The sequence below is a fragment of the Actinomadura rupiterrae genome (genome assembly GCF_024172125.1).
Taxonomy (GTDB): domain Bacteria; phylum Actinomycetota; class Actinomycetes; order Streptosporangiales; family Streptosporangiaceae; genus Spirillospora; species Spirillospora rupiterrae.
Genome location: NZ_JAMZEA010000009.1, coordinates 375276 through 401176 on the forward strand (window position 1 = coordinate 375276; position 25901 = coordinate 401176).

27 protein-coding genes are annotated in these 25901 nt (G+C 74.1%); 6 read left to right on the forward strand and 21 right to left on the reverse strand.

Annotation, left to right across the window (positions count from 1 at the left end):
• Window positions 1-24 precede the first annotated feature (24 nt).
• On the reverse strand, window positions 25-726 hold the full coding sequence (locus FHU30_RS31750; protein WP_253880758.1) for an N-acyl homoserine lactonase family protein: 702 nt from the start codon (window positions 724-726) through the stop codon (window positions 25-27).
• 29 nt (window positions 727-755) lie between these two features.
• A complete protein-coding gene (locus FHU30_RS31755) occupies window positions 756-2897 on the reverse strand; it encodes a beta-ketoacyl synthase N-terminal-like domain-containing protein (RefSeq protein WP_253880760.1) in 2142 nt (713 codons plus the stop codon).
• Window positions 2898-3150: 253 nt separating this feature from the next.
• Between FHU30_RS31755 and FHU30_RS31760 the strand changes: the two genes are divergently transcribed.
• The gene (locus tag FHU30_RS31760; RefSeq protein ID WP_253880762.1) at window positions 3151-3483 is read left to right on the forward strand and encodes a PadR family transcriptional regulator; all 333 of its coding nucleotides are present in this window, start codon (window positions 3151-3153) and stop codon (window positions 3481-3483) included.
• Window positions 3484-3485: 2 nt separating this feature from the next.
• On the opposite strand, the gene cydC is transcribed toward FHU30_RS31760, so the two are convergent.
• The 4 genes from cydC to FHU30_RS31780 all read right to left on the reverse strand — a co-directional run bounded on the left by cydC (window position 3486) and on the right by FHU30_RS31780 (window position 9350).
• Window positions 3486-5282 carry a thiol reductant ABC exporter subunit CydC gene (cydC, locus tag FHU30_RS31765; protein WP_253880764.1) on the reverse strand — a complete coding sequence of 599 codons (1797 nt, stop codon included), beginning with the start codon at window positions 5280-5282 and terminating at the stop codon, window positions 3486-3488.
• Between the two features lie 119 nt (window positions 5283-5401).
• Window positions 5402-7102 carry a thiol reductant ABC exporter subunit CydD gene (cydD, locus tag FHU30_RS31770; RefSeq protein ID WP_253880766.1) on the reverse strand — a complete coding sequence of 567 codons (1701 nt, stop codon included), beginning with the start codon at window positions 7100-7102 and terminating at the stop codon, window positions 5402-5404.
• Window positions 7102-8046 (reverse strand): cytochrome d ubiquinol oxidase subunit II, encoded by a 945-nt coding sequence (locus FHU30_RS31775; RefSeq protein ID WP_253880767.1) that lies wholly within the window; start codon window positions 8044-8046, stop codon window positions 7102-7104. The genes cydD and FHU30_RS31775 overlap by 1 nt, the downstream gene beginning before the upstream one ends.
• 35 nt (window positions 8047-8081) lie before the next feature.
• Window positions 8082-9350 (reverse strand): cytochrome ubiquinol oxidase subunit I, encoded by a 1269-nt coding sequence (locus FHU30_RS31780; protein ID WP_253880772.1) that lies wholly within the window; start codon window positions 9348-9350, stop codon window positions 8082-8084.
• Window positions 9351-9644: 294 nt separating this feature from the next.
• On the opposite strand from FHU30_RS31780, the gene FHU30_RS31785 reads away from it, so the two are divergent.
• From FHU30_RS31785 to FHU30_RS31805, 5 genes are read left to right on the forward strand one after another with little or no spacing between them, the layout of a single operon-like run.
• Window positions 9645-9971, forward strand: coding sequence for a hypothetical protein (locus FHU30_RS31785; RefSeq protein ID WP_253880775.1), 327 nt, complete (start codon window positions 9645-9647; stop codon window positions 9969-9971).
• On the forward strand, window positions 9968-10621 hold the full coding sequence (locus tag FHU30_RS31790; protein ID WP_253880777.1) for an acetyl-CoA carboxylase biotin carboxyl carrier protein: 654 nt from the start codon (window positions 9968-9970) through the stop codon (window positions 10619-10621). The genes FHU30_RS31785 and FHU30_RS31790 overlap by 4 nt, the downstream gene beginning before the upstream one ends.
• 13 nt (window positions 10622-10634) lie before the next feature.
• Entirely contained in the window at window positions 10635-11984 is a 1350-nt protein-coding gene (locus FHU30_RS31795) for an acetyl-CoA carboxylase biotin carboxylase subunit (protein WP_253880779.1), read from the forward strand.
• Window positions 11981-12994 (forward strand): ATP-binding cassette domain-containing protein, encoded by a 1014-nt coding sequence (locus FHU30_RS31800; RefSeq protein ID WP_301323902.1) that lies wholly within the window; start codon window positions 11981-11983, stop codon window positions 12992-12994. Before FHU30_RS31795 ends, FHU30_RS31800 begins: the two co-directional genes overlap by 4 nt.
• Window positions 12978-13808 carry an ABC transporter permease gene (locus FHU30_RS31805; RefSeq protein ID WP_253880780.1) on the forward strand — a complete coding sequence of 277 codons (831 nt, stop codon included), beginning with the start codon at window positions 12978-12980 and terminating at the stop codon, window positions 13806-13808. The genes FHU30_RS31800 and FHU30_RS31805 overlap by 17 nt, the downstream gene beginning before the upstream one ends.
• Window positions 13809-13872: 64 nt before the next feature.
• Here FHU30_RS31805 and FHU30_RS31810 read toward each other — a convergent pair whose 3' ends face one another.
• From FHU30_RS31810 to FHU30_RS31880, 15 genes are all read right to left on the reverse strand, one after another.
• Entirely contained in the window at window positions 13873-14259 is a 387-nt protein-coding gene (locus FHU30_RS31810; RefSeq protein WP_253880782.1) for an antibiotic biosynthesis monooxygenase family protein, read from the reverse strand.
• Window positions 14256-14588 carry an antibiotic biosynthesis monooxygenase family protein gene (locus FHU30_RS31815; RefSeq protein ID WP_253880784.1) on the reverse strand — a complete coding sequence of 111 codons (333 nt, stop codon included), beginning with the start codon at window positions 14586-14588 and terminating at the stop codon, window positions 14256-14258. The genes FHU30_RS31810 and FHU30_RS31815 overlap by 4 nt, the downstream gene beginning before the upstream one ends.
• The gene (locus FHU30_RS31820) at window positions 14588-15316 is read right to left on the reverse strand and encodes an SDR family NAD(P)-dependent oxidoreductase (protein WP_253880789.1); all 729 of its coding nucleotides are present in this window, start codon (window positions 15314-15316) and stop codon (window positions 14588-14590) included. Before FHU30_RS31820 ends, FHU30_RS31815 begins: the two co-directional genes overlap by 1 nt.
• 8 nt (window positions 15317-15324) lie before the next feature.
• Complete coding sequence (locus FHU30_RS31825) at window positions 15325-15786, reverse strand: anthrone oxygenase family protein (RefSeq protein ID WP_253880791.1); 462 nt, start codon at window positions 15784-15786, stop codon at window positions 15325-15327.
• Between the two features lie 5 nt (window positions 15787-15791).
• Window positions 15792-16295, reverse strand: a complete 504-nt coding sequence (locus FHU30_RS31830; RefSeq protein WP_253880793.1) for an SRPBCC family protein — start codon at window positions 16293-16295, stop codon at window positions 15792-15794.
• Between the two features lie 12 nt (window positions 16296-16307).
• Window positions 16308-16565, reverse strand: coding sequence for an acyl carrier protein (locus tag FHU30_RS31835; protein ID WP_253880795.1), 258 nt, complete (start codon window positions 16563-16565; stop codon window positions 16308-16310).
• A gap of 33 nt (window positions 16566-16598) precedes the next feature.
• Window positions 16599-17882: a beta-ketoacyl-[acyl-carrier-protein] synthase family protein gene (locus FHU30_RS31840; protein ID WP_253880797.1), complete on the reverse strand. Its 1284-nt coding sequence runs from the start codon at window positions 17880-17882 to the stop codon at window positions 16599-16601.
• Window positions 17879-18322 (reverse strand): cupin domain-containing protein, encoded by a 444-nt coding sequence (locus FHU30_RS31845; RefSeq protein WP_253880799.1) that lies wholly within the window; start codon window positions 18320-18322, stop codon window positions 17879-17881. Before FHU30_RS31845 ends, FHU30_RS31840 begins: the two co-directional genes overlap by 4 nt.
• Window positions 18315-18644, reverse strand: a complete 330-nt coding sequence (locus FHU30_RS31850) for a TcmI family type II polyketide cyclase (protein WP_253880801.1) — start codon at window positions 18642-18644, stop codon at window positions 18315-18317. Before FHU30_RS31850 ends, FHU30_RS31845 begins: the two co-directional genes overlap by 8 nt.
• A gap of 510 nt (window positions 18645-19154) precedes the next feature.
• Window positions 19155-20816 carry an acetyl-CoA carboxylase carboxyltransferase subunit alpha gene (locus FHU30_RS31855; protein WP_253880808.1) on the reverse strand — a complete coding sequence of 554 codons (1662 nt, stop codon included), beginning with the start codon at window positions 20814-20816 and terminating at the stop codon, window positions 19155-19157.
• Entirely contained in the window at window positions 20813-21700 is an 888-nt protein-coding gene (locus tag FHU30_RS31860) for an NAD(P)-dependent oxidoreductase (protein ID WP_253880810.1), read from the reverse strand. The genes FHU30_RS31855 and FHU30_RS31860 overlap by 4 nt, the downstream gene beginning before the upstream one ends.
• A gap of 3 nt (window positions 21701-21703) precedes the next feature.
• Window positions 21704-22099 carry a SchA/CurD-like domain-containing protein gene (locus FHU30_RS31865; protein ID WP_253880812.1) on the reverse strand — a complete coding sequence of 132 codons (396 nt, stop codon included), beginning with the start codon at window positions 22097-22099 and terminating at the stop codon, window positions 21704-21706.
• Window positions 22099-22842, reverse strand: a complete 744-nt coding sequence (locus FHU30_RS31870) for an SDR family NAD(P)-dependent oxidoreductase (protein WP_253880814.1) — start codon at window positions 22840-22842, stop codon at window positions 22099-22101. Before FHU30_RS31870 ends, FHU30_RS31865 begins: the two co-directional genes overlap by 1 nt.
• A gap of 236 nt (window positions 22843-23078) precedes the next feature.
• Window positions 23079-24782 carry an outer membrane protein assembly factor BamB family protein gene (locus FHU30_RS31875; RefSeq protein ID WP_253880816.1) on the reverse strand — a complete coding sequence of 568 codons (1704 nt, stop codon included), beginning with the start codon at window positions 24780-24782 and terminating at the stop codon, window positions 23079-23081.
• 262 nt (window positions 24783-25044) lie between these two features.
• A complete protein-coding gene (locus FHU30_RS31880) occupies window positions 25045-25776 on the reverse strand; it encodes a permease prefix domain 1-containing protein (protein ID WP_253880818.1) in 732 nt (243 codons plus the stop codon).
• Window positions 25777-25901: the final 125 nt, after the last annotated feature.

Genomic DNA, 25901 nt, shown 5'->3' on the forward strand with positions numbered 1-25901 from the left:
GTGGCGGGGGCGGCGAGCTTCGGGTTACAAGGGATACGGGTCGGGGGCGAGCGGCAGGCCGGCCCATTGCGCGGCGTCGTGCCCGTGGACGATCCTGGCGTTCTCGCGCGTCGCCAGGTCGACCAGCTTGCGGGTGGAGTCGCGGACCCCGGGCTCGTCGTGGTCCAGGGGGTAGATGCGGCGCTGCTCGGCGTCCAGGTCGGCGGCGGTGGGGATCGCGTCGATGGCCAGCAGGATCGGCGCGGCGCCGGGCGGCCGTAGCAGCACGGACTGGTGGCCCGGGACGTGCCCGCCCGACTCCACCAGCTCGATGCCCGGCAGCAGTTCATGATCGCCGGTCACCTGGCGGAAGCGGTCGTCCGGGAGGTCCCAGAGGGCGCGGAAGCGCTCCAGGCGGGGCACCGAGCCCGAGCGGGCCGCCGCGAGCTGCGCGGACTGCACCCAGAAGCGGGCGCGCGGGAAGGCGTCGAGGTTCCCGGCGTGGTCGGGGTCGAAGTGCGACAGGACGACGTCGGTCAGCTCGCCCGGATCGACGCCGAGGCGTTCCAGGCGGGTCGGGACGTCCTCGCCCGGTTCCACGATGACGGGTTCGTCGGGGCCGGTGCCGCGCGTCCTCGGGTAGCCGGTGTCGATGAGGACGTCGCCGTCGTCGTGCCGCACGAGGTAGGCCGGGACCGGCGCACCGGTCGCACGGACCGTCCCGGCCTTGAACAGGTAGAGCTTCATCGGGGGGCTCCTCTCGGATCCTGCGGGTGTCAGTCGGGCGGGCCCGCCTGCGGGGCGAACTCGTAGGGGGCGAGCCGGTGCAGCGCGCGCTGGCGCGGCGGGTACAGGGCGTCCCAGTCCAGGTCGAAGCCCTCGCGGACGAGTTCGGCGACCAGCTCCAGCGGATCCACGAGCCCGTCGCGGTCGGCGCCGGCCAGCAACCGCGGGCCGGACGCGCCGGACCGCTGCCACAGCGCGCGGGCGAACCCGTCGACCGGACCGGCGGTGACCAGGTGGGTCGCCTCGTCAAGGAGGCGCTCGTCGGGCCAGCTCGCGGCGAGGCCGAGGCCCGGCTCGTCCGGCGCGGCGACCGCGAACACCGGCAGCGACGCCGCGGCCGACGGGACGAGCGGTCCGCGTCCGGTGACGGCGCGCGCGGCGTCGTCCAGCGAGACCGTCCCGGCGAGGCAGTGCGCCGCGACCGCGCCGACGCCGCAGCCCGCGACGAACGCCGGGCGCGGGCCGAGCGCCATCAGCATCCGGCCGAGCGCGTAGGCGACGCAGAACGCGACCGCCGCGTCCACGCACTCCATGACCTCGACGAGCGTGGGCGGCCTCGCGTCGTCGTCCAGGTCGAGGTCGCGCAGCTCGCCCTGGACGAACACCTCGGTCGCGGCCTCGTCCAGCGCAGTGTGGAAGACGGCCGGTCCGGCCGACAGCTCGATCTGGGCTCCGGCGGGCCAGGCCGCGAGGTCGGGGAGGACCAGCCCGTGCCGCAGCCCCTCGCGCCGCACGCCCGACAGCTCGGCAAGGACGTCCGGATCGGCCGCTGCGGAGCGCAGCCGGTCGAGCAGTTCGGGCAGTGACGGGACGGCCGTGACGAACCGGTGCAGCAGCGAGCTTTTGACCTTGTTGCTCGTGTAGCAGATGGCGCCCAGCTCGTCCGGACGGCAGTTCGCGAGCACCCCGGCCTGCGCGCGCAGGTTCCGCGCGAGGCCCGCCCGGTCCGGGGCGGACAGGGTGAACACGCCGCCGCGGATCGCGGCCTCGGCAGGCGACGGACCTTCCGGGAGCGGCCGGACCATGCTGAGCACCAGGTGGGCGATCGTGCCGGACCGGGTGCCCCCGCCGACCCCGCACGCGATCTCCCGGTCGGAGGGGAGCCGCTGGTAGTCGTCCAGCAGCCGCAGACCCGTGCCGTCGAGGTCGGCGGCTGGGGGCGGGTCGCTGTGCGCGCTTGGTGGGACGACTCGGTGGTGCAGCGCGAGCGCCGCCTTGATGACGGCGGCGATCCCGGCCGCGCCGCCCGGCTCGCCGAGCCCGCCCGCGACGGTGCCGACGCCGCAGGGCCGGTCGCGCGGGACGTCGTGCACGGCGGCGAGGGCGCGCAGCTCCGGCGCGTCCGCCAGCGGCCGGCCCCCGCGGCCCGGCGAGGCGAGCGTGACCTCGGCGAACGCGACCTCGGCGGGCACCACCCCGGCGCGCTGGTAGGCGGTGGACAGCACCTCGTGCCGGCGCCGCCACGCCTGCGGGCCGAGCGGCTCGCCGCGGCCGTGGCCGCCGACCGCGCCGCCGCGCACCACGGCGTAGACCGACCGGCCCTCGGCGAGCGCGTCGTCCAGCCGCCGCAGCATGACCAGCCCGCCGCCCGCGCCGGTCGGGTCGACACCGCCGGCCAGCGCGTAGTCGCACTCGCGGCGCAGCACCGCCGAGCACGCCAGGTGCACCGCGACCAGCGCGGCGGGACCGCCGCCGAGGACCGCGAGACCGGGACCGCGCAGATCCAGGTGGCGGGCGACGCGTTCGACCAGCTGGTCCCCGCCGGACGGTTCGACCGGCGCGTCCCCTCCCGGCGGCGCGTTCCCTTCGGGCGGCTCGTCCGCGGCGCCACCGGGCCGGCCGGGCTCGGCCAGTCCGACGTAGATCCCGGTGGTGGCGGCGCCGAGCGCGCCCGGGTCCATCCCGGCGTCCTCGGCGGCGTGCCAGCCGCAGGACAGCAGCAGCCGCTGCCGGGCGTCGAGGCGGCGGGCGTCGGCGGCGGAGACACCGAACACGGCGGGGTCGAACGGGCCGTCCGGTCCGGTCGCGGGAACCGCCGGAACGGCGCTCCGCGACATCAGCACGTCCCACAATTCGCTCTTGCCGGGCGCGCCGGGGAATCGGCAGGCGATACCGATGACCGCGACCGTCACCGGCCCCACTTCCGACCCATTACGCAGACCAGCATGATCAGTATTTCTCCGTTCACCGAAAGATACATCGCGCGCCCCCGGACACCGTCCGATGTCCCCTTCACAATGTCCGCCGCTTAATGGGTAAGCGGAAGCTAGCAGCGCGTCCTAGAGAATCACTGGAGCCCGCATTCCACTCCGCCCGCCGAGGTCCGGGCCGATTTCGGACGTTTCCGGGATGGCCGTCCGAGCGCCGGGCATGTAGACTGGCGACATGAAGCCGGACGAGCTACGCGGGCACCTGGACGCTCTGATCCTGGCCGTCCTCGAAAACGAGCCCCTGCATGGCTACGCCATTATGGAGAAGCTTCGCGAGTCGAGTTCGGGCAACATCGACCTGCCCACCGGAACCTTTTATCCGGCGTTTCGCCGACTGGAGCGGCTCGGTTACGTGCGGAGCGCGTGGAGCACGGTCGGGGGCCGCCGGCGGCGCACCTACCGCATCACCAACGCGGGGCGGCGAGCGCTGGACGGAGAAAGGAGCGCCTGGCGTTCCTTCTCGTCCGTCATCGGTGGCATTCTCGGGCCGGCGTCCGACCACAACTGAGCTCACAAGCGGGCCTCCAGCGGTTCCCCGGGCCTTTCCCGCGCGGCGCGTTCCGCCGTTCCGCCGGATGGCCCTTCCGCGTTCCCGGCTTCCCTCACCAGTTCCGCATAGCGTCCGCTTCCCGCCGAAAGCTCGGCGTGCGGGCCGCGCTCGGCCACCCGGCCGCTGTCCAGGACGATCACCTCGTCGGCCGGGTCGAGCCCGGCGAGCCGGTGCGTGACCAGCAGCGTCGTCCGGCCCGCGGCGGCGGCGAGCGCATCGGCGAGCAGCGCGTCCGCGACATCGGCGGGCAGGCCCTCGGTCGGCTCGTCCAGCAGCAGCACCGGAGGGTCCGCCAGCAGGACGCGGGCCAGAGCCAGCCTGCGCCGCTGCCCGCCGGACAACCGCGCGCCGTTCTCGCCCGCGGGGGTGTCCAGGCCGTCCGCGAGGGTGTCGATCCAGTCGAGCAGTCCGGCCGCGCGGCACGCCTCGCGCAGCTCGGCCTCGGTCGCGGACGGCTTGGCGAGCAGCAGGTTCTCCCGCAGCGTGACGTGGAAGACGTGCGCGTCCTGCGTGACCGCGCCGACCGTCCGGCGCAGCTCGGCCTCGGGGTATCCGCCCAGGTCACGGCCACCGACCAGGACGCGCCCGGCCTCCGGCTCGACCAGCCGCAGCAGCGTCGCCACGAGCGTGCTCTTGCCGGCTCCGCTCGCCCCCACCAGGACGGTCCGGCGCCCTGGTTCGAGGCGGAGCGAGACGTCGAGTGCGAGGCTCGGCCGTCCGGCGTACCGCACCCGGACACCCTCAAGCTCGATCGCGGGCGGCGGCGGGCCGTCCGGCACCGCCGAGCCCGCAGGCCGCTCGGGCTCGGACTCCGGCTCGGGCTCGGGCTCGGACTCGCCCAGGTCGAGCGTCGCGAGGACGCGGCGGGCCGCCTCGCGCAGCTCGACCGCGTGCCGAGCTGCGTTCGTCAGCGGCGCGACCGGCTCGAACGCGACCAGGGCGACCAGCGCGAGCACCGCGACGAGCGGACGGTCGATGCGTCCTTGCGATGCGGCGTGCAGCGCGAGCGCGGTGACGCCGACTGTGACCAGACCTTGGACAGCGACACCAACGGCCGACCAGGTAGCGGCGAGCGCACCGGCACGGCGTTCCAGCCGGGCGGCATCGGCGGCGGTGCGTCCGGCGGCGGCGAGCGCCGCGTCCGTCGCGCCGGACACCGCGAGGTCGGCCGCGCCGTGAAGGAGGTCCGCGTGCTGGACGGCCAGCCTGTCGCGGATGGGAGCGGCCCGCCGGGCATGCCGGGCGGTCGTCCACGCGGTGAGCGCGGGGGCGACGGCGCCGACCAGCAGCAGACCGAGCGCCAGGACGAGCCCGGCCGCCGGCAGCAGCGCCGCCGCGACGGCGACCGCCGCGAGCGACGCGACCAGCCCGACCGCGCCGGGCACGATGCACCGCAGCACCAGGTCTTGGACGGCCTCGGCGTCCGCGACCAGGCGCGACAGCGCCTCGGGACCGCGCGGCCCTCCGGACGTCCGCCCCGCCAGCGCCCGGAACACCCGGACCCGCAGGTCGGCGAGCGCCCGCAGCGCCGCGTCATGCGACAGCAGCCGCTCGACATACCGGAAACCGCCGCGGGCCAGCGCGAACGCCCGGACGGACACGACCGCCAGCGTGATCGCCTCGACCGGCGGCCGCTGCGCCGCGCGTGCCAGCACCCACGCCGCCGTCGCCATCAACCCGAGCGCCGAAAGCTCCGCGACCACGCTCGCCAGCACCGCCAGCGCAAGCCGCGGCCCAGCCGGGCGAAGCAATCCCAAGAACCGCCTCAACCCTCCGTCCGGAAACCCCGCGCCCGTATCCGCCGCGCCCGCCGCCCCCGCCTGCGCGACCGGTGTCCCCGCGCCCGCGGCGCCCGAAGGCGACGCGAGTTCCGTCCTCATGCCCATTGCGGCACCCCCGCGGGCTCGCCGGAGGTCGCGCGGCCGGACTCGATCCGGACGGTGCGGTCGACGTGGGCCAGCGTTGACGGGCGATGGGTGACCACGAGGACGGTGCGGCCGGGCATCAGGGCTCGCAGCGCGTCGAGCATGGTCGTTTCGGTGTCGTGGTCCAGGTGCGCGCCGGGTTCGTCCAGGAGGAGCAGGCCGACGTCGGTGGTCGCGCAGCGCAGGAACACCCGGGCTAGTGCGAGTCGCTGGCGCTGGCCGCCGGACAGGTCCGCGCCCCGATCGCCGAGGCGAGCGTCGTAGCCATCGGGAAGCGCGGTCACGAACGCGTCGGCGCCGGCTTGGCTGGCGGCGTCCCGGACCTGCTCGTCGGTGGCGTCCGGGAGTCCTAGCCGGATGTTGTCGGCCACGCTTCCGTCGAACAGGTGCGGACGTTGCGGGAGCCAGGCCAGGCGCCCGCGCCAATGGGCCAAGTCGAGCGCGGCCAGATCGGTGTCGCCGATGCGGACCGTCCCGCCGGAAGGCGCGACCAGGCCGAGAAGCACGGCGAGGATCGTGGATTTGCCCGCTCCACTTGGGCCGATGAGCGCCACGCGCTCCCCCGGTTCCACGCTCAGGTCCAGGCCCGCGAGCGCGGATACGGCGCGGCCCGGATAGCGGACGACCACGTCGCTCAACCGCAGCGCCGGCGCACCGGACGGCAGGGGGACGACGGGCGCCTCGACAGGCGCGGGTTCCGGTTCGTCCAGGAGGGTGAAGAGACGGCGGGCGACGGCGATGCCCTCGACGGCCTCGTGGAAGCGGGAGCCGGCCGCGCGGAGCGGCAGGTACGCCTCGGGCGCGAGGAGCAGGACGAGCATGCCGGTGCGCAGGTCCATCGAGCCGTCCAGCAGGCGGATGCCGATCGGGACGGCGACCAGCGCGACCGAGAACGAGGCGACCAGTTCCAGCACGAGCGCCGACAGGAACGCGGTGCGCAGCACGCGGACCGTCACGGCGCGGTGCGCGTCCGCGGCCTCGGCCACGAACTCGGCCTGCGCGCGGGCGCGGCCGAACACGCGGAGCGTCGGGAGGCCGGTGAGGACGTCCAGGAAGTGGCCGCCGAGCCGGGCGAGCAGGCCCCACTGGCGGCGCGCGGCGGCGCGGGTGTGCAGGCCGATCAGGACGCCGAACAGCGGCACGAGCGGCAGGGTGAGCGCGACGGTCAGGCCGGACGCCGCGTCCGCGAAGGCGATCCGCAGCAGCACGCAGAGCGGCAGCAGCGCCGCGGCGAACAGGGTCGGCAGGTAGCCGGTCAGGTAGGGGTCGAGGGCGTCGGCGCCGCGGCCGAGCGCCGTGACCACCTCGCCCGTCCGGCGGCTCGCGAGGCGGCCCGGACCGAGCCGCTGGGTGTGCGCGAGCACCTCGCCGCGCAGGGTCTCCTTCAATCGGGCGGCCGCGCGGTGGGAGGCGGCCTGCCGCACCCTGACCACCACGGCACGCGCGACCAGCACGCCCGCGAGCAGCAGCAACGGGACGAGCTGGGCCCGCGCGCCGTCCCCGTGGACGACGCCGCCGGAGATGATCCCGGCCAGCAGCTCGGCCTGGAGCAGGACCAGCGCCGTGCCCGCCGCGGCGGCCAGCGCGCTGCCCGCCAGGTGGCCGCGGGCCCCCGGCAGGTGGCGCAGCAGCCTCCGCTCGTCCGGCCGCATCAGAAGAAGGCCACGCTGTCGCGGTCGACCCGGCGCCGGAAGATCCACCAGAGCCACGCCTGCATGAGCAGCAGCACCGGCAGGACGGGCAGCGCCATCTTCCCGAACGTGCGCAGCGAGTCGTGCGCGGCGGCCTGGTCCAGCATGCCGGGCGCGAGCCCGACGCCGAGCGCGAGGACCGTCAGCAGCCCGGCGAGCGTGGTGAAGGTGAACGCGACTCCGGTCCGTCCGGCGGCGAGGGCGCGTCCGGTCCCGGCGACGGCCGCCAGCGCGACAATGCCGATCGCGAGCGCGGGCCACGGCCGCGCGAGCCCGCCGAGCGGCAGCGCGAGCAGGACGGTCAGCAGCCCGAGCCCGGCGACCGGCAGGACGAGCCGCCGCGCCAGGGCGGAGGCCGCCGCGCCGTTCGCGACCGGCAGCCGCAGCCCGAGGAACACCGCGCCGTGCAGCGCGAGCAGCCCGGTGACCGCGACCGCGCACACCAGGGCCAGCGGGTCGAGGATGCCGATGCCGGGGCGGCCGTCCGGCACCCCGCCGACCAGGTTCCCGATCACCAGCCCGGACGTGACGGCGAGGCCGAGGCTCCCGGCCGTGATCGCGCCCTCCCACGTCCGCCGCCACGTGTCGGAGACGCCGCGGCTGCGGAACCAGAAGCCCGCGTCGCGAACGGCCCACGACACCAGCAGCACCGCGACCACCGGGTACAGGCCGGACAGCACCCGGCCCTCGGCTTCCGGGAAGCCGGCGGACAGCACGCCCGCCGTCGCGACCAGCCACACCTCGTTCGCCAGCAGGAACGGGCCGACCGCGGTGAGCGCGAGGCGGCGCTCCGCGCCGGGGCGGGTCACCCACGGCAGGGTGAGGCCGACCCCGATGTTGAACCCGTCCAGCGCCAGCCAGCCGCCGAACAGCAGGCCCACGACCAGCAGCCACAGCACGTCCATCAGTACCGCCCGTCCATGAGTAGGGGCCCTTCCGGCTAGAGCCGAAGCGGCAGTTCGTCGGCCGACGGGGAGCCCGGCGGTTCCACCGCGCCGAACGCGGCGCCGAGGACGACGCCGTCCGGGCCGCGCCGGGCGGTGCGGGCGATGAGCGCGTAGTCCACGACGGCGAGCGCGAGGAACACCGCGGTGAACAGGATCAGCGAGGTCAGGACCGTCCCGGCACTCACCGGCGAGGCCGCATCGGCGGTCTTCAGCTGCCCGTAGACGATCCAGGGCTGCCGTCCGACCTCGCGGGTGAGCCAGCCGGCGATCGCCGCGACGAACGGCACCGGGATGAGGATCATGAGCGTCCACTGGATGAACCGGCGGCGCTCGAACCAGTTCCGGATGAGGAACACCAGCGGCACCCAGAAGAAGTACTCGAAGATCTCGCCGATGATCGACATGGTCTGGAACGAGGCGTCGATCCAGCCGGGCGGCCGGTAGTCGCCGGGCCCGAACTGGGCCACGGCCTGCGCCTGCGCCGCGTTCACGTCGCCGCGCCAGATCGCGGCGTACTCGACCGGCTTGGTCTCCTTGACCATGTCGAGCTGCGGGTAGCCGGTCTGCGCGACGAGGAACCCGCCGAGGAACGCGAACACGATCCCGATCCGCATCGAGCGGCGGAACAGCTCGGTGTCGCCGGTGCCCTTGCGGAAGTGCCAGGCGCTCACGCCGGAGACGAACAGGCCGCCGGCGAGCAGCACGACGGAGACGATGTGCTCGATCGCGTGCGTGGTGGAGATGTTCGAGAGCAGCGCGCCGAAGTCCGTCAGCGCGAGGTGGTCGCCGCGCCGGACGGACCCGACCGGGTGGTTGAGGAAGCCGTTGGCCACCAGCACCCAGAACACCGAGGCGTAGCCGCCCGCGAGCACTACCCAGAACACCAGGGCGTGCAGCCACCGGGGCATCCGCCCCCAGCCGAAGATCCAGATGCCGAGGAAGGTGGACTCGACGAAGAACGCCACCAGCGTCTCCATCGCCAGCGACGGTCCGAACACGTCGCCCGCGAAGTGCGTGAGCCCGCTCCAGTTGAGCCCGAACTGGAACTCCAGGACGAGCCCGACGACGATGCCGAGCGCGTAGTTGATGACGTAGATCTGGCCCCAGAACCGGGTCATCCGCTCGAACACCGGCTTACCGGTGATCGCGAACCGGGTCTCGGTCACCGCGATGATCGGCCCGAGCCCCAGCGTCAGCACGACGAACAGGAAGTGCAGGCTCGTCGTCACCGCGAACTGGAGCCGCGCCAGGTCGAGTGCCACGTGTCCGCTCCTCCCGTCACGTCGGACCCCGCCGGAGCACGGCGCGGTACGCCGACAAGCTACATGTAGGTTGGCTACTTGTCGAGGGCCCGGAGGCCCGAGCGTCACGAGCCTGCGGCGTCCTGCTCGCGGCCGGGTGGCGGCCCGCTCGACCCGTCCGGCGGGCGGCGGCGGACGGCGACCAGCGGCCCTCGACCGGGCCGAGAGCCGGGCCCGGGAGTGTCGGATGTCGACCACCCGGAGTGCCGGCCGGTCCCGCCCCGAGGGACGGCCCGCCCCCACTCGGAGGAGCGAATGCCCGACCACAACCCCGCGAAGGCGGCGCTCCGCGCTGTGCTCCGCCACCTGCGGCTCGCCTTCATCTACGCCGGGGCGATGGCGTGGTCCTCCCAGGAGGCCAGCCTCGTCCTGCGGACCGCGCACGAGGACGCGGCCCGGACGGCGGACCCGGCGGACGCCCCCGGCGCCGCGGGACGCGAGCGGACCCCGGCCCGGGAGACCGTCCCGGCCGTCCCGCCGTCCGCCCCGGACCCGAGCACGCCCTATGCCGAGCTGGCGCAGGCGGAGCGCCGGCTCTTCCTCGAACTGGACGAGCTGATCAGACAGGAGGACGGGAGATGACCGACCCGGCGACTGACCCGGCCGGCGCCCCGGCGACGGGACCGGCTGCCGACCCGGCCGGCGGCCCGGCGACGGGCCCGGAGCCGCTGCTGGACGCGGTGGTGCGCCGCGCCGCCCAGCTCCAGGCCGCGGCGAGCGCGCCCGTGAAGCGGGTGCGGGTCCAGGCGGACGACATGACCGTGGAGATCGAGTGGGCGGTGCCGGAGGCCGCGCCCGCCGCGCCCGCGCCGGTGCAGGCGCACCCGAGCGCGCACCTGGTCGCCTTCCCCCACGTGAACGGCCACGCGGCCGGGCACGCGCCGGGGACGGCCGTGGCGAACGGAGGGGCCAGCGGCACGGCCGGGGTCGCGGTGGCCGACCCGCCCGAGGCCGCCGAGGACGAGGGCACGGTGCTGGTCACCGCCCCGGCCGTCGGCGTGTTCTACCGCGCGCCCGAGCCTGGCGCCGCGCCGTTCGTGGCGGTCGGCGACGACGTCGAGCCGGGCCAGCAGGTCGGGATCCTGGAGGCGATGAAGCTGATGAACCCGATCGAGGCCGAGCAGGCCGGACGGGTCGTGGCGGTGCTGGTGGAGGACCAGGCCGCGGTCGAGTACGGCCAGCCGCTGATCCGGCTCGCGCCGGCCGGCGGCGCGGCCCCCGGCGGAGCCTAGGGAGGAGGACGCGATGTTCAAGACCGTGCTCATCGCCAACCGCGGGGAGATCGCCCTGCGGGTCGCGCGGACCTGCCGGGAGCTCGGCATCCGGACCGTGGTCACGCACTCGACCGCGGACCGCGACTCGACACCCGTGCGGTACGCCGACGCGGCCGTGCAGATCGGGCCCGCGCCGTCCCGGCACAGCTACAACAACGCCGCCGCGATCGTGTCGGCGGCCCAGGTGCACGGCTGCGACGCCGTGCATCCCGGCTACGGCTTCCTGTCGGAGGACCCCTACTTCGCCGAGATCTGCGCGGCCGAGGGGCTGACCTTCATCGGCCCGCCCGCCGAGGTGATCTCGCTGCTCGGCGACAAGCTGCGCGCCCGCCGGTTCGTCGCCGAGCTCGGCCTGCCGGTGCTGCCGAGCAGCGATCCCGAGCAGCAGGGCGGCACGGAGCTGGCGCGGGTCGCCGACCGGATCGGCTACCCGGTCATCATCAAGGCGTCCGCCGGCGGCGGCGGGCGCGGCATGGCGATCGTCCGCGACCCGCGCGACTTCCCGCGCGCCTACGCCGAGACGCGCAGCGCCGCGCAGAACCTGTTCGGCGACGCGCGGGTCTACGTCGAGAAGTACCTGGACGCCGCCCGGCACATCGAGATCCAGATCCTCGCGGACGGGCACGGCAACGCCGTCTACCTGGGCGGGCGCGACTGCTCGGTGCAGCGCCGCCGGCAGAAGCTGGTCGAGGAGAGCCCGCCGCCGTCGGTGCGCGCGGCCGACCTGGACCGGATCGGGCAGCTGTCGGCGAAGGTCGCGCGCGAGGCGGGCTACGTCGGCGCCGGGACGTTCGAGTTCGTCGCCGACGAGGACGACGAGTTCTACTTCCTGGAGGTCAACAGCCGGCTCCAGGTCGAGCACCCGGTCACCGAGATGGTCACCGGGCTGGACCTCGTCCGCGAGCAGCTGCTGGTCGCGGCGGGCGGGACGCTGTCGTTCCGGCAGCAGGACGTCGAGATCCGCGGCGCGTCGATCGAGTGCCGCATCAACGCCGAGGACCCGGCGCGCGGCTTCCTGCCGACGCCGGGCCTGATCGACGAGCTGGTCCTGCCGGGCGGCCCGTTCGTCCGGGTGGACACGCACGCGGTCTCCGGCGCGCGGGTCACCGCCGACTACGACTCGCTGCTCGCCAAGGTCATCGTCTGGGCGCCGGACCGGGCCCAGGCCATCGCGCGGATGGACCGCGCGCTGGGCGAGCTGACCGTCTCCAGCCACGCCGTCCGGACCACCACCGGGTTCCTGCGGGAGGTGCTCGCGCGACCGGAGTTCCGCGAGGCGCGCCACACCACGGCCCTGGTCGACACGATGCGCGAGGGATGAGCATGGACGAGCACGGCGCACCGGCCGTCGAGGCTCACGGGCTGGTCAAACGCTACGGGTCCGCGACCGTCCTGGACGGGCTGGACCTGCGGGTTCCGGCCGGAAGCGTGCTCGGGCTGCTCGGCCCGAACGGCGCGGGCAAGACCACGACCGTCCGGGTGCTGACGACGCTGCTGCGCCCGGACGGCGGGCGCGCCCGCGTCGGCGGGTACGACGTCGTCCGGCAGCCCGACCAGGTCCGGCGCGTCATCGGCCTGTCGGGCCAGTACGCGGCGGTGGACGAGAACCTGACCGGGCGCGAGAACCTCGTCCTGTTCGGGCGGCTCTACCGGCTCCGCGCCCGCGCCGCGCGGGCCCGCGCGGACGAGCTGCTCGAACGGTTCCGGCTCACCGACGCCGCCGACCGCGTGGCGCGCGGCTACTCCGGCGGGATGCGCCGCCGCCTCGACCTGGCGGCGGCGCTGATCGTCCGGCCCCGGGTGATCGTGCTGGACGAGCCGACCACCGGCCTGGACGTGCGCGCCCGGCTGGACATCTGGGAGGCCGTCCGCGGCCTGGTCGCGGACGGCGCGGCGCTGCTGCTCACCACCCAGTACCTGGACGAGGCGGACGCGCTCGCCGACCGGATCATGATCCTCGACAAAGGGCGGTCGATCGCCGAGGGCACCGCCGACGAGCTGAAGTCGCGCGTTGGGGACGAGCGGCTCGAACTCGTCCTCGCCGACCGCGGGCATGTCGAGGCGGCCGAGCGCGTGCTGCGCAGCACGGCCCAGGCGCACGGCGAGGTCGGGACGCAGGTGGCGACGCTGACGCTGACCGTCCCGGTGCGGAACGGCGTGCGGGCCCTGGCGGAGGTGTCGGCCGGGCTCGACCGGGCGGGGATCCCCGCGCGCGGCCTGTCGGTGCGCCGCCCCAGCCTGGACGAGGTGTTCCTGACGTTGACCGGCGGCGGGCCCGGCGAGCGGGCCGGCACGCCCGAAGTGGAGGTGAGCGATGTCCGCGGCGCTTGAGGAGCTGCGCCCGGCGGCGGCGCCCGTCCCCGGCGGGCCCGCCGCCGCGCTGTGGGCGCTCCGCGACGTGTGGCTGGTGATGGGGCGGCACCTGCGGCACGTCCGGCGCGTCCCGCAGGTGCTGTTCTTCTCGACCGTCCAGCCGCTGGTGTTCATGCTGCTGCTGGCGTCGGTGTTCGGCCGGGCCGTGCACGTGCCGGGCGTGGACTACCGGGTGTTCATGGTGCCCGGCGCGTTCGTCCAGTCGATGGCGTTCGCGGGCGCGGGCACCTCGGTCGGGCTGGCCGACGACCTGCGCAACGGGTTCATCGACCGGTACCGCTCGCTGCCGATGGCGCGGTTCGCCGTGCTCGCCGGGCGGATCTCGGCGGACGTCGTGCGCAACGTGCTGATCGTGGTCTGGCTCGGCATCGCCGCGCAGCTCGTCGGCTTCAAGATCACCACCGGTCCGGTGCAGGCGGTCGGCGGCGTGCTGATGCTGATGGGCTTCGGCTTCACGTTCTCGTGCGTGGGCGCGGTCATCGGCCTGGTCGCCAAGACGCCCGAGGCCGCCCACATGGGCACTTCCGTCTGGATATTTCCGTTGACCTATGTGAGCAGCGCGTTCGTCCCGTCCGCGCGGCTGCCGGTCTGGCTGCGCTGGTGGTCCGACATCAGCCCGGTCACCGCCGCGGTGGACGCGATGCGCGCGCTGTTCATCGGCTACGGCTCGGCGACGGGCCCGGTGCTGCTGGGCCTGGCGTGGTTCGTCGGCGTCCCGGCGGTGTGCCTGCCGCTCGCCGTCCGCCTGTTCAACCGGGCGGCCAACCGCTGACCGCTCCATGGAAGAGGCCGGGCCCGCCGGGCCCGGCCTCTTCGTGTGGGGTGGATTCGTTGTGTCAGTGCGTCCGTCGCCCGCAGGAGACCGGGTCGGGGAAGGCCGGGTCGTGAGCCGCCTGGCCGTCGGCCGCCGGCGCGTGGGAGTAGGACGCAGCGACCTCGTAGATGCCGAAGGGCGAGCCCGCGCTGCGGTCCTGGTACGGACGGAGCGGGGCGGTCGTGCCGCGGTGCTCCGAGCCCACCTCCCAGGTCCGGAACGCCTCGGCGCTCTCCCATTCGCTCATCACGACGAACTTGCCCGGCTCGGTGGTGGACGCCAGCAGCTCGTTGCCGAGCAGGCCCGGCGTCCCCGCCAGGGCCGTGCTGATGTCGTGGTAGGCGCGCTCGATCGCCCCGGGGTCGTCCCCCGGGGCGATCGCGTGGAGCAGGACGCGGAGCCGGTTCATCGGCCGCCGTTCGCCGCCGCGCCGGTCATCTCGTAGACCACGTTCATCGTGGTCATCGTGCCGCCGGAGCGGAACGGGTGCAGCTTGGTGCGGTGCTCCAGGTGCTCCGGGCTGGTCTCGAACGCGCGGAACCGCGGCTCGTCCACCCAGTCGCTGACGACGTAGTAGACGCCGTCCTCCTCGGCGCTGCGGGACAGCCACTGGCCGAGGTTGGCGGGCTGGTCGGTGATCGCCTTGCCCACCCGCGCCCAGGTGTCCTCGAAGTCGCGCTCCTTGCCCGGGATGATGTCCATCCTCAGCATCACCCGGAAGGCCGTCGAGCGTCCCATCAGATGCCCCCGTCCACGTGCAGGGTCTCGCCGTTGACGAACCCGGACAGGTCGCTGGCGAGGAACAGCACCGCGCCCGCGATCTCCTCGGCGGCGCCGAGCCGGCCGAGCGGGATCATCTTCTGGTACCGCTCGCGGACCGCGGCCGGGACCTCGGCCTCGGTCTCGATCGGGCCCGGCGCGACCACGTTCACCCGGATGCCGCGCGAGCCGAGCTCCTTGGCCGCCGAGCGGGTCAGGCCGATGAGGCCCGCCTTGGACGCGGTGTAGTGCGCGCGCATCGGGATGCCGATGGTCGCGACGCGGGACCCGACGTTCACCACCGACGCCCCGTCCCGCAGCACCGGCAGCATCGACTGCAGCACGGTGAACGCGGACGTGAGGTTGGTGTCGATGACGCGGTTCCACTCCGCCAGCGGCAGCTCCCCGAACGGGATGTGGCTGATCACGCCGGCGTTGTGCACGAGGACGTCCACCGTGCCGTAGCGGGTCCGGGCCTCCTCGGCGAGCCGCGCGACGTCGGCGGCCTCGGCCACGTCCGCCTTCAGCACGGCGTGGTCGCCGCCGAGGTCCTTCAGCTCGCGGGCCAGCGACTGGGCGGGCTCGCCGTCGCCGCGCGCGCAGGTGATCACGTCGGCGCCCGCGCCGGCCAGCGCCAGCACGATCGCCCGGCCGATGCCCCGGGTCCCCCCGGTCACCACGGCCTTGCGTCCGTTGAGGTCGATCATGGTTCTCCTTAGATGAGCGCGGCGACGGCCGCGGCGTTGACGGCCAGGCCGGCCAGCGCGAGCGAGGTGCGCAGCATGTTCCAGTTGCGCCAGCGCACGCGCGGGTCGGCCTGCTCCCACCCGGCGGGGCGGGCCGCCGGGTCCAGCGACATCACGTACCGGTTGATCGGCACGTTCTTGACCAGCGAGATGGCCATCACCACCAGCAGCACCGCGCCGGCGGCGCCGAACAGCGCGCGGGAGCCCGCGTCCGGCGCGGCGAACACCAGCCCGGCGTCCGCCGCGATGGTCAGCAGGTGGGTGATCGGCATGAACGGGTCGTAGCGCGGCCACAGGAACTGGATCGTCTCCACGTACCGGTCGTAGCTCTGCGCGTTGGTCAGCGGCGTGATCCCGATGACCGTGGACAGCATGATCCCGGCGGTGAGCCCGTTGCCCAGCAGCACCAGCACGACCAGGGCGGCGGTCATCGCCGTCACGCCGCCCCGGCGGTGCGCGCGCCCTCGCGGGCCGCCGCCTCCACCAGTCCCTTGATCCGCTCCATCTGGATCCGGGTGTTGGTGTTCAGCCGCTCGGTCATCGCCGCGTCGTCGATCGGCGCGGTCGGCTTCATCCGGAAGTCCTGGACCCAGCGCATCCGCACGCCGCCCTCGACCTCGCGGTACTCCCAGTAGATGTCCATGAACTCGAACACCCCGGTCTCGACCCGGTGCGCGCGCACGGTCCGCGCGGACGGGTTCGGCGTCCGCTCCGACACCCAGCTCCACTTCACCCCGTTCTCGTCGGGGTGCATCGTGAGCCGGAACCGGACGGCGCCGTTCTCCTCGGACAGGATCTCGGCCTCGGCGTACTCGCTGAACAGGCTCGGCCAGGACGCGACATCGTTGGTCATGTCCCAGACCAGCTGGAACGGCGCGTCGATGACGATCTGGTTGTCGGTGTGGCCGGGTGACACCGCGGCGGGCGGCGTTGCGGACATGGCGTTCTCCTCTCAGGCGGCCGCGGTGAGCCGGCCGTTGACGTACTGGACGGCCTCCTCGGGCGTCCGCATGAACTCGACCGACTCGTCCGGCATGGCGACGCCGTACTCGCGCTGCACGCGCGCGGCCAGCTCCAGCACGGCGAGCGAGTCGTAGCCGAGCTCCTCGAAGCTCAGCTCCCCGATCTCGCCGTCGAGGTCGGCGCCGCTCTCCCCGGCGCAGGCGCGGATCATCCTCCGCACGTCGTCGAGCGTGAAGTGCCCCATCATTTGGTCCGTCTCCTTCTCCGGTTAGGGCGCGGGTCAGGCGGCGCGGCTGAGCAGCATCGCCGACTGGAACCCGCCGAACCCGCTGCCGACGCTCAGCACGGTCTCCATCCGGTGCTCGCGCGCGGTCAGCGGCACGTAGTCCAGGTCGCACTCGGGGTCGGCCGCGTGCAGGTTGGCCGTCGGCGGGACGGCCTGGTGCTCCAGCGCGAGCGCGCAGGTCGCCACCTCGATCGCGCCGATCGCGCCGAGCGAGTGCCCGATCATCGACTTGATCGAGCTGACCGGCACCTCGTACGCGCGGCCGCCGAGGCTGCGCTTGAACGCCGCCGTCTCGTGCCGGTCGTTCTGCTTGGTGCCGGAGCCGTGCGCGTTGATGTAGTCGACGGCGTCCGGGTCGAGGCGCGCCTGCCGCATCGCGGCCCGCACCGCCTCGGCCATCTCGCGGCCGTCGGGCTTCAGGCCGGTCATGTGGTAGGCGTTGCTGCGCCCGGCGAAGCCGACGATCTCGGCGTAGATGTGCGCGTCGCGACGCAGCGCCGCCTCGCGCTCCTCCAGCACCAGCACCGCCGAGCCCTCGCCGAGCACGAACCCGTTGCGGGACGCGTCGAACGGCCGCGACGCCGTCCCCGGGTCGTCGTTGCGCGGTGAGGTGGCCTTGATCGCGTCGAAGCACGCCGAGGTGATCGGCGACACCGGCGCGTCGGTGGCGCCGGCGATGACGACGTCCGCCGAGCCCTCGCGCAGCAGCTGGACGCCGTGCCCGACCGCGTCCAGCCCGGCCGTGCAGCCGGTGGACACCAGGTTCACCGGCCCCTCGGCCGCGCAGTCGCGCGCGACCTCGGCCGCGATCGTGCTCGGCACCATGTAGCCGTAGAGCTGCGGGACGCCGTACCGCCAGTCGACGGCCCAGTTCCGGCCGCCGTCGCTCAGCACCACGTACTCCTGCTCCAGGCCCATGGTGTTGCCGACCGCGCTGCCGATGCTGACCGCCATCCGCTCCGGGTCGAGCCGGTCGCGCTCCAGCCCGCTGTCGGCGAGCGCCTCGCGCGCGGCGACGACACCGAACTGGGCCGACCGGTCCATCCGGCGGATCTGCTGCGGGGTGAGACCCTCGGCCGCCGGGTCGAAGTCGCACTCGGCGGCGATCCGGGACCGGAAGTCGGACGCGTCGAACAGCGAGATCGTGCGGGTGGCGGTGCGGCCGTCCATCAGCAGCTGCCAGAACGCCTTCGTCCCGACGCCGCCGGGGGCGACCACGCCGATCCCGGTGACCACCACCCGCCGTCCCTCCGGACGCCCGTGCCTGCGTCCGCTCATCGCGGTCCTCCCACCTCCGGGTTGGCCGCACCGGCCCCCGGGGGCTCCTCGGTGTCGACGTGCCCGAGCTCGGGCCGCGGCGCGAGCGGCGCCAGGTGGAACACCGCGAACGCCTCCTCGTCCCCGGCGTTCGACACCCGGTGCCGGACGCCGATCGGGATGAGCACGCCCTCCTCCGCGCCGACGGTCAGCTCCTCGTCCCCCTCCAGGCGGACGTGCAGGCTGCCGCGCAGCACGTACAGGTACTCCTCGGAGTACGGGTGGTAGTGCTCGGACACGTACTCGCCCGGCTTGAGCACCAGGTCGCCCATGAAGCCGGACGTGGAGCCCACCGTCTTCGGGCTCAGCAGGACGCGGATCTCGCCGCCGCGCCGCGCGTTCACCGCGCAGTCGCAGCGCGCGAACGTGCGGGCGGTCCGCTCGGCCACTCCGTCAGCCACGGCCCGCCTCCCAGCTGTAGAACGGGAGGGCCATCGCGTCCTTCGGCTCCTTCCAGTTCGGGTCGTAGGGGCTGACCTGCTCGGCCAGCCGCTTGTTGATGTCGTCGTACAGGGGGTGGCTGCGCGCCTTGTACAGGTTCGGGGTGATGTCGTCGTCGGCTTCCACCAGGTGGAAGTACAGGTCGTGGAAGCGGAACAGGGTCCGCCTCGAAACGCCGATCATGTGCGGCAGGTCGGTCGAGTCCGACTCGCCGAAGATCTGCGCGACCGCGTCCGCGTGGGACGGCTCCATCCGCGCGACGATCAGGGTCCGGTGCGCCACTCGCTGCTCCTCTCCGGCGTCCCGGCGCCGCCGGCGGGTCACTCCCCCGCCCCGCGTCCTCACGCCGGTTCGTTTCGGTCGCCTCATGCTCGACGCCCCCGATCGCACCCCCTTAGAACCGCGCTCGACCCCACCCCTCGACCCGCACACCAGAACAGCGCGAGCCCGCAGCCGCGAACGAGCGCGCGTCCAGCGCCCCAGAGGGCGCCGGACGCGCGCGTGAATCAACGCCCCCCGCAAGCCGAGCAACCCGCCCGCGAGCACCACGCGGGCGCAGGGAGCGCGCGGGCACGAGCAACGCGCGGGCACGAGCAACGCGCAGGCGCGGGCACCACGCGGGACGGGCAACGCGCGGGCACAAGCACCACGCAGGCACGAGCACCACGCGGGCACGAGCACCACGCGGGCACGGGCACCACGCGGGTGGGGGCAGCGCGCGAGCGCGGGTGGGGGTGGGGACATGGAAGCGCCGCGGTCGTTGGGGACCGCGGCGCTGTGGGGGTGGGTTATTCAGAGGCCGTAGCGGCGGAAGCGGGCTCGGCGGGTTTGGATGAGGTCGACAGGGTCCTGGTCTTGGAGGGCTTCGAGGGTGGTCAGGAGGGCGTTGCGGAGGAGGGTGGCGGCGTGGGCGGGGTCGGTGTGGGCGCCGCCTTCGGGTTCGGGGACGACGGCGTCGACGATGCCCTGGCGGAGCAGCTCGCCGGCGTGCATGCGGAGGGCGGCGGCGGCCTCGGGCGCGGCGGCCGCGTCCTTCCAGAGGATGGCCGCGCAGCCCTCCGGGCTGATCACCGAGTAGACGGCGTTGCGCAGGGCGAGAACGCGGTCGGCGACGCCGAGCGCGAGGGCGCCGCCGCTGCCGCCCTCGCCGGTAACCACGGCGACGACCGGGACCGGGAGGCCGGACATGAGGCGGAGGTTGTCGGCGATCGCGATGGACTGGCCGTCCCGCTCGGCCTCCAGGCCCGGGTAGGCGCCGGGGGTGTCGATGAGCGTGACGACCGGCAGGCCGAGCTTGGCGGCGAGGCGCATGAGCCGGGCGGACTTGCGGTACCCGGCGGGCGTGGCCATGCCGAAGTTCCGGACGGTCCGGTCCCGGGTGCTGTGGCCCTTCTCGTGGCCGATCAGCATGACCGGGCGGCCGGCGAGCAGGCCGATCCCGCCGACGATCGCGGGGCAGTCGGCGGTCATCCGGTCGCCGTGCAGTTCGAGGAAGTCCTCCAGGAAGTAGGCGACGTAGTCGAGCGTGGTGGGGCGGTCGACGTGCCGGGCGAGGCCGACCGCCTCCCACGGGTCGCGACCGGACAGGGCGTCCGGGTCGCGCAGGAGCTCGGCGTGCGCGGCGGCGGACGGGCCGCTCCTGCCGGCGTCGTGCGCGGCGAGGACGCGGGCCAGCGCGGAGCGCAGCAGCTGCCGCGGGACGACGCCGTCCACCAGGCCCTCCGCCAGCAGGAACTCGGCGGTCTGGAAGCCCTCGGGGAGCCGCTGCCGGATGGTCTGCTCGATGACCCGCGGGCCCGCGAACCCCATCCGCGCGCCCGGCTCGGCGATCACGACGTCGCTGAGCGAGGCGAAGGACGCCGCGACCCCGCCGTAGGTCGGGTCGGTGACGAGGGTGACCGTGAGGACGCCCGCCTCGTCCAGCTCGGCCATGGCCTGGCTGGTCTTGGCCATCTGCATGAGCGACAGCGCGCCCTCCTGCATGCGCGCCCCGCCGGACGCGGTGACCAGGAGCAGCGGGGTGCGCTCGCGCAGCGCGGTCTCCATCGCCCCGGTCAGCCGCTCGCCCGCGGCGGCGCCCATGCTGCCGCCGAAGAACCGGAAGTCCATGATCGCGGCGATCACCGGACGGCCCCGGACCGCGCCGCGCACGCACACCACCGCCTCGTCCACGCCGGACCGGCGGGCCCGGGCCAGCTCGGCGGCGTAGGCGGCGCGGGCGGTGGCGAACCCGAGCGGGTCGTCCGGCACGTCCGGCGCGGGCAGCGGCTCGACCGAGCCGGGGTCGAGCAGCTGCCGGGCGCGGGCCGCCGAGTCCAGCCGGCCGTGCGCGCCGCAGGACGGGCAGACGCTCAGCTCGCGGACGTAGCGCGCCCGGAACACGAACTCCTTGCAGGACGAGCAGCGCAGCCAGTCCGGCTCGGTGGCCGCGCTCTCGACCGGGGCCGTGGTCACCGCGCGCCTCCCGGGCCGGAGAGCTCGACGACGTAGGCGGCGTCCTTGTCGCCGCCGTCGGCCGCGACCACCTCGGCGAACCGGCTCGCGGTCCGCTCGACCAGCGGCAGGTCGACGCCGTTCTCGCGGGCGTCGGCCGCCGCGAGGCGCAGGTCCTTGGCCATCAGCGAGGCGCGGAACCCGGCGGGCTGGTAGCTGCGCGTCCGCATGAACTCGGCGCGGAAGTTCAGCACCGGCGACCGCCAGCCGCTCTTCTGGACGGCGGTGAGCAGCGTCTCGCGCGGGATGCCGGCGTGCTCGGCGAACGCGACGGCCTCGGCGAGCCCGGCCGTCTGCACCCCGAGGAGCAGGTTGAAGGCGAGCTTGAACGCGCTGGCCCGGCCCGTCGCGCCGAGGTGCAGGACACCCTGGCGGCCGAGCGTGCCGAGCAGGTCGCGGACGGCCGCGACGTCCTCCTCCGGGCCCGCCGCGAACACGCGCAGGTCACCGGCCTTCGCCATCTGCGGGTTGCCGATCACGCACGCCTCGACCCGGCGGACGCCGACCTCGGCGAGCCGCCGCTCGGCCTCGCGCGCGTAGCCCGGCGACACCGTGGTCATCTCGACCAGCACCGTACCGGGCTTGAGGTGCCCGGCCATGGCGCCGAACACGACCGACTCGATGGCGGCCTCGTCGGCGAGGCTCACCATGACCACCGCCGCCTCCGCGACGGCCTCGGCGGGCGTGGCGGCGACCCGCGCCCCGGCCGCGCGCAGCGGCTCGGCCTTCGCGGCGGTGCGGTTGTGCACCACGACGTCGTGGCCGGACGCGACGAGCCGGTGGGCCACGCCGCCGCCGATGCCGCCGAGCCCGACGACCGCCACGGTCCCCTCGAACGTCCCCATCGGTCAGCCCTTCGCCGTCGCCGGTTCAACGGGCAGGGAGTCGACCGAGAGCTGCGAGATCGGCCGCATGAGGCTGTCGCGGAAGTACTTCCCGAACGCCTCGGGCGTGCTGGTGTCGCGCTCCTGCGCCAGGAACGGCGCCAGCTTCGCCTCGGCCGAGTGCACGCCGGACTGGGCCGCCATCTTCCGCGCCACCGCCACGAAGTCGCCCTCGTAGTGGATGACCCGGACCATCACGTCGTCCTTGATGAACAGCCCGGTGCCGAGCAGGCGGCCGACGACCGTGCCGTCCTCGTCGCGCAGCTCCGCGTCGTCCACCCGGCGGAAGTCGGAGAAGATCTCGGCGATCTCGTCCTCGTGCCCCGGCTTCACCCGGTAGGTGATCGCTTGGTACGGCATCACATTCCTCCATCCACGTTGAGCGTGACGCCGGAGACGCAGCGCGCGCCGTCCCCGGCCAGGTAGAGCACGGCGTCGGCGACGTCGCGCGGTTCGGCGAGGCGGCCGAGCGCCGCCATGCCGCGGATGCCCGCCAGCGCACGCGGCGGGAGGGACGGCGCGTCCGGGTCGTGCACCGGCCCGGGGGCGACGGTGTTGACGCGGATGCCGCGCGGTCCCAGCTCCTTGGCGAGGGACCGGGTCAGCCCGATCAGGGCGGCCTTGGCCGCGCCGTGGTGGGCGGCGGCGGGCCGGCCGCGCAGCGCCCCGGACGCGCCGACGTTCACGATCGACGCGCCCTCGCCCAGCAGCCCGAGGACGGCCTGGACGACCAGGTAGCAGCCGGTGAGGTCGGTCCGCAGGACGCGGTCCCACTCGGCCCGTTCCAGCTGGGCGAGCGGGGCGCTGCCGTCCACGCCGACGTTGTTCACGACGACGTCCAGGCCGTCCAGCTCCTCGGCGCACGAGGCGGCGAGCCGCTCCAGCGCGGCCGGGTCGGTCACGTCGGCGCGCACGATCCGCGGCGGCTCGGCCGCGCCGGAGAACTCGGCGGCGAGCGCGCCCGCCGCCGCCTGGTCCCGGTGGTAGCAGGTGACCACCCGGGCGCCCTCGCGGACCAGGGCCCGCACGGTCGCCAGGCCGATCCCGCGCGTCCCGCCGGTGACCAGAACGCGTCTGTCCTTCAGGGTTCCACCGCTCGTCACACGCCCACCTCCGCTGGGCCGGGGAAGCTGTCTCCTCATGGAGGGTCGGCCCGGGCGCTGGCGTCGCACTGGTGCCCGGGTGGAAGGCCGCACGCACCGCCGCCTCCGGCCTCGGGGCATGCCGAAGGCCCTGACCCGCGGCAGGGGAACCGCGGGTCAGGGCCCGTTCGCCGGGGCCGCACGGGGGCGTTCGGTCCCGGCGCGCTCAGCGCTCCGGAAGGCGTCCGGTAGGTGTCTTAGAGGCCGAAGGCCAGCAGGACGTGGCCGGGGATGCCGTGGCTGAGCTGGTAACCGGACTCGACGAAGACCATGCCGTTGGACACCACGGCCCCGCCGTTGCCGGAGATGGAACCGCCGGGGCCGCTGCGGCCGTTGACGCCCTGGAACATGTGCACGGCGTCGTAGGTCCACAGGTTCTGGCCCGTGGCGGACGAGTAGATCCGCATCTTGCCGTCCTCGCCGCCCTCGTACACCAGGCCGGGCGAGGACGACACCGCCGACACCATGCCCCTGGAGCAGACGGGCGGGTCGTTCGGCGGGGTGATCCGGATCGGGTGCGCGGCGCCGCCGGTGGTGCAGGCGTCGTCCGGCATCGGCGTGCGCCAGTTGATCTCACCGGTGTCGGGGTTGAGCCCGAACAGCGTGCCCGGGTAGGCGCGCCAGGTGGCGATGTAGAGCTGGTGCCCGTCGTAGCTGGCGCCCCACTCGATGCCGCGCCACGGCTGGTTCACCGCGCCGACCGACAGCTGCGTCTCCCAGACGATCTGCCCGGTCCGCGCGTCGAGCACGTGGTAGATCCCCGACTTCTGGGTGAAGCCGACGACCGGGCGGCCGTGGATCTGGAACAGCAGGCCGCTGCCCACGTCGTAGTCGAGCGTGGTGCCGTCGCCGAGGCCGGGGCACGACCCGCCGGGCGGCAGCGGCGACAGGCACCGGACGGTCCAGGCGTCCGGATGGGTCATCTGGCGCGTCCACCGCTCCTTGCCGGTGTCGACGTCGAGCGCGATGGCCGAGTCGGACCGTCCGCCGGTGCCGCTGTAGTTGTTGCCGGCGCCGAAGTAGATCGTCCTGGACTTCGCGTCGACCACGGGGGTGGACCAGACCGAGCCGCCCGAGGAGACGAACCTGGGTGTGCCGCCGGGCCACGTCCCGTCCTGCTGGGACGGGGGCATGGTCCGGTACGTCCAGTCGATCCTCCCGGTCCGGGCGTCGAGCGCGACCATCTTCCCGCTGAAGGTGCAGCACGGGTAGGAGTCGTCGCCCGCGACGCTGTACTCGTAGCTCGACACCCCGACGAAGATCCGGCCTTGGAAGAAGGTCGGCGAGCCGGTCACCATCGCGTGCGGATGGGTGTCGATCTTGGTCATCCAGAGGAACTTGCCCGTCTTCCGGTCCAGGGCGAACATGTGCGCGCGCCCGTCGCCGAAGTAGACGCGGTCGCCGACCACCGACGGCCCGTCCCGGACGGCGTTCTTCTGGAAGATGTCGGCGTCGGGCGGCGGCACCTGCCCGGCGTACGGCCGCAGGTCGAAGGTCCACTTCGTGGCGCCGGTCTTCGGGTCCAGCGCGTAGAACTTCGAGTCGGGGCCGCCGACGTAGAGGCTGTCGCCGACCACGGCGGGCTGGCTCCAGACCATGCCCGTGTAGTTCTCGAAGACGTAGGACCACTTGAGCTTGAGGTTCTTGACGTTGGCGGGCGTGATCCGGTGCTCGTACGGGTTGTACCGGCCGCCCCTGCTCCCGAACTGCCACTGCGCCCAGTCGCCGGGCTTGGCCCCGGGCGGCATGGACGCGCGGTCGGTCAGGGACGCCGCGTCCACCGCTCCCGGCGCGAACCCCGCCGCGAGGGCGAGGACGAGCAGGGAGAGCGCCGCCACGACCGGTCTGAGCCGGGAGGAACGCGGCGGGCGGATCGGTGCGCGGAAAGCTGCGCGGTTCATCTGTCCGGCGCACCTCCTTTCCAAATAGTTTGCCAGCCTACATGTACTACGCCTACATATAGCCTGTCTATATATAGATCGCTGGAGGATCCCTGGAGCACCGTGCTGACCTGCGAAAACACGAACGACCTGCGGCTCGCGCGAGGGCGCGGACGGCGGACCGTCAGGAACGGGCGCGAGGCTGGCCAGTGAAGGTCATCAGATGCGGGAACAAGCGCGGACGGCGCTCGTCAGCAGGTCGGCGCGGCGCGGACGGCGCTCGTCAGCAGGCGGGTTCGGCGACCGGACGGGTCATCGACACGCGCAGGCAGAACACGGCCGACCCCATCACGTACAGCGTGGGGACGACCCAGATGACCAGCTCCTTGAGCATGCCCATCGGCGCCGACAGCTCGTGCGCGAGCATGCCCGGGACGAGCGCCACCAGCAGCACCGCCAGGGTGCTCTTGACGACCAGCGCGACCACGGCGAACAGCGCGCCGATGCCGACCACGCGCGGCCGGACCCGGGCGAGCCGCCCGCCCCAGCCGAAGAACAGCACGCCGAGCAGCGCCACCGCCAGCGTGGAGTACTGGAACCAGTCCAGGCTCTGGGCGAGCAGGTGGTAGCCCTCGCCGAGCCGGACGCCGGGGCCGACCGCGTCCGGGTCGTGCTGCCAGGCGAACTGGCCGACGAACGCCTGGAGCGCGATCAGCAGGCAGACCATCCAGCCGGTGCGGCGGCCCTGCGCGAAGCTCAGCTCTATCTGGAGGTCGGGGGCCAGCTCGCTGACGTCGCCGAACTCCTCGACGGCCAGCTCCTCGGCCTCGTCCCGGTCCAGGCCCTCCTCCTCGGCGTAGCCGCCGGCCGCGTCCTCCAGGCCGTCGCGAAGCTCCTGGACGATGTCCGCGCGGACCCTGGACGGGCCGCGCAGGGAGCGCTCCATCCGGGCGACGTAGCGATCGATCGGGGAGGTGCCCTCCGCTCCCGGCCCGGTCCCGGCCGGCCGAGCCACCGATCGCATCATCAACCTCCGCCGCCGGGCACAGCGCCGTCCCGGCATCGAGTCGCCACCCCGTGGATCATTCTCGCCCAACACGGGCGGCCGCACCACCGGAGTCCACGACTGCGATGGATAGC

Excerpts from the sequence above, each read along its gene's own strand:
- cydD (WP_253880766.1), bottom strand. The coding sequence starts at position 7,102 with ATGCGGCCGGACGAGCGGAGGCTGCTGCGCCACCTGCCGGGGGCCCGC.
- FHU30_RS31760 (WP_253880762.1), top strand. The coding sequence starts at position 3,151 with ATGAAGCCGGACGAGCTACGCGGGCACCTGGACGCTCTGATCCTGGCC.
- FHU30_RS31820 (WP_253880789.1), bottom strand. The coding sequence starts at position 15,316 with ATGATCGACCTCAACGGACGCAAGGCCGTGGTGACCGGGGGGACCCGG.
- FHU30_RS31860 (WP_253880810.1), bottom strand. The coding sequence starts at position 21,700 with ATGGGGACGTTCGAGGGGACCGTGGCGGTCGTCGGGCTCGGCGGCATC.
- FHU30_RS31875 (WP_253880816.1), bottom strand. The coding sequence starts at position 24,782 with ATGAACCGCGCAGCTTTCCGCGCACCGATCCGCCCGCCGCGTTCCTCC.
- FHU30_RS31775 (WP_253880767.1), bottom strand. The coding sequence starts at position 8,046 with ATGGACGTGCTGTGGCTGCTGGTCGTGGGCCTGCTGTTCGGCGGCTGG.
- FHU30_RS31750 (WP_253880758.1), bottom strand. The coding sequence starts at position 726 with ATGAAGCTCTACCTGTTCAAGGCCGGGACGGTCCGTGCGACCGGTGCG.
- FHU30_RS31825 (WP_253880791.1), bottom strand. The coding sequence starts at position 15,786 with ATGACCGCCGCCCTGGTCGTGCTGGTGCTGCTGGGCAACGGGCTCACC.
- FHU30_RS31800 (WP_301323902.1), top strand. The coding sequence starts at position 11,981 with ATGAGCATGGACGAGCACGGCGCACCGGCCGTCGAGGCTCACGGGCTG.
- FHU30_RS31805 (WP_253880780.1), top strand. The coding sequence starts at position 12,978 with ATGTCCGCGGCGCTTGAGGAGCTGCGCCCGGCGGCGGCGCCCGTCCCC.
- FHU30_RS31790 (WP_253880777.1), top strand. The coding sequence starts at position 9,968 with ATGACCGACCCGGCGACTGACCCGGCCGGCGCCCCGGCGACGGGACCG.
- FHU30_RS31830 (WP_253880793.1), bottom strand. The coding sequence starts at position 16,295 with ATGTCCGCAACGCCGCCCGCCGCGGTGTCACCCGGCCACACCGACAAC.
- FHU30_RS31785 (WP_253880775.1), top strand. The coding sequence starts at position 9,645 with ATGCCCGACCACAACCCCGCGAAGGCGGCGCTCCGCGCTGTGCTCCGC.
- FHU30_RS31815 (WP_253880784.1), bottom strand. The coding sequence starts at position 14,588 with ATGGGACGCTCGACGGCCTTCCGGGTGATGCTGAGGATGGACATCATC.
- FHU30_RS31840 (WP_253880797.1), bottom strand. The coding sequence starts at position 17,882 with ATGAGCGGACGCAGGCACGGGCGTCCGGAGGGACGGCGGGTGGTGGTC.
- FHU30_RS31835 (WP_253880795.1), bottom strand. The coding sequence starts at position 16,565 with ATGATGGGGCACTTCACGCTCGACGACGTGCGGAGGATGATCCGCGCC.
- FHU30_RS31810 (WP_253880782.1), bottom strand. The coding sequence starts at position 14,259 with ATGAACCGGCTCCGCGTCCTGCTCCACGCGATCGCCCCGGGGGACGAC.
- FHU30_RS31795 (WP_253880779.1), top strand. The coding sequence starts at position 10,635 with ATGTTCAAGACCGTGCTCATCGCCAACCGCGGGGAGATCGCCCTGCGG.
- FHU30_RS31865 (WP_253880812.1), bottom strand. The coding sequence starts at position 22,099 with ATGCCGTACCAAGCGATCACCTACCGGGTGAAGCCGGGGCACGAGGAC.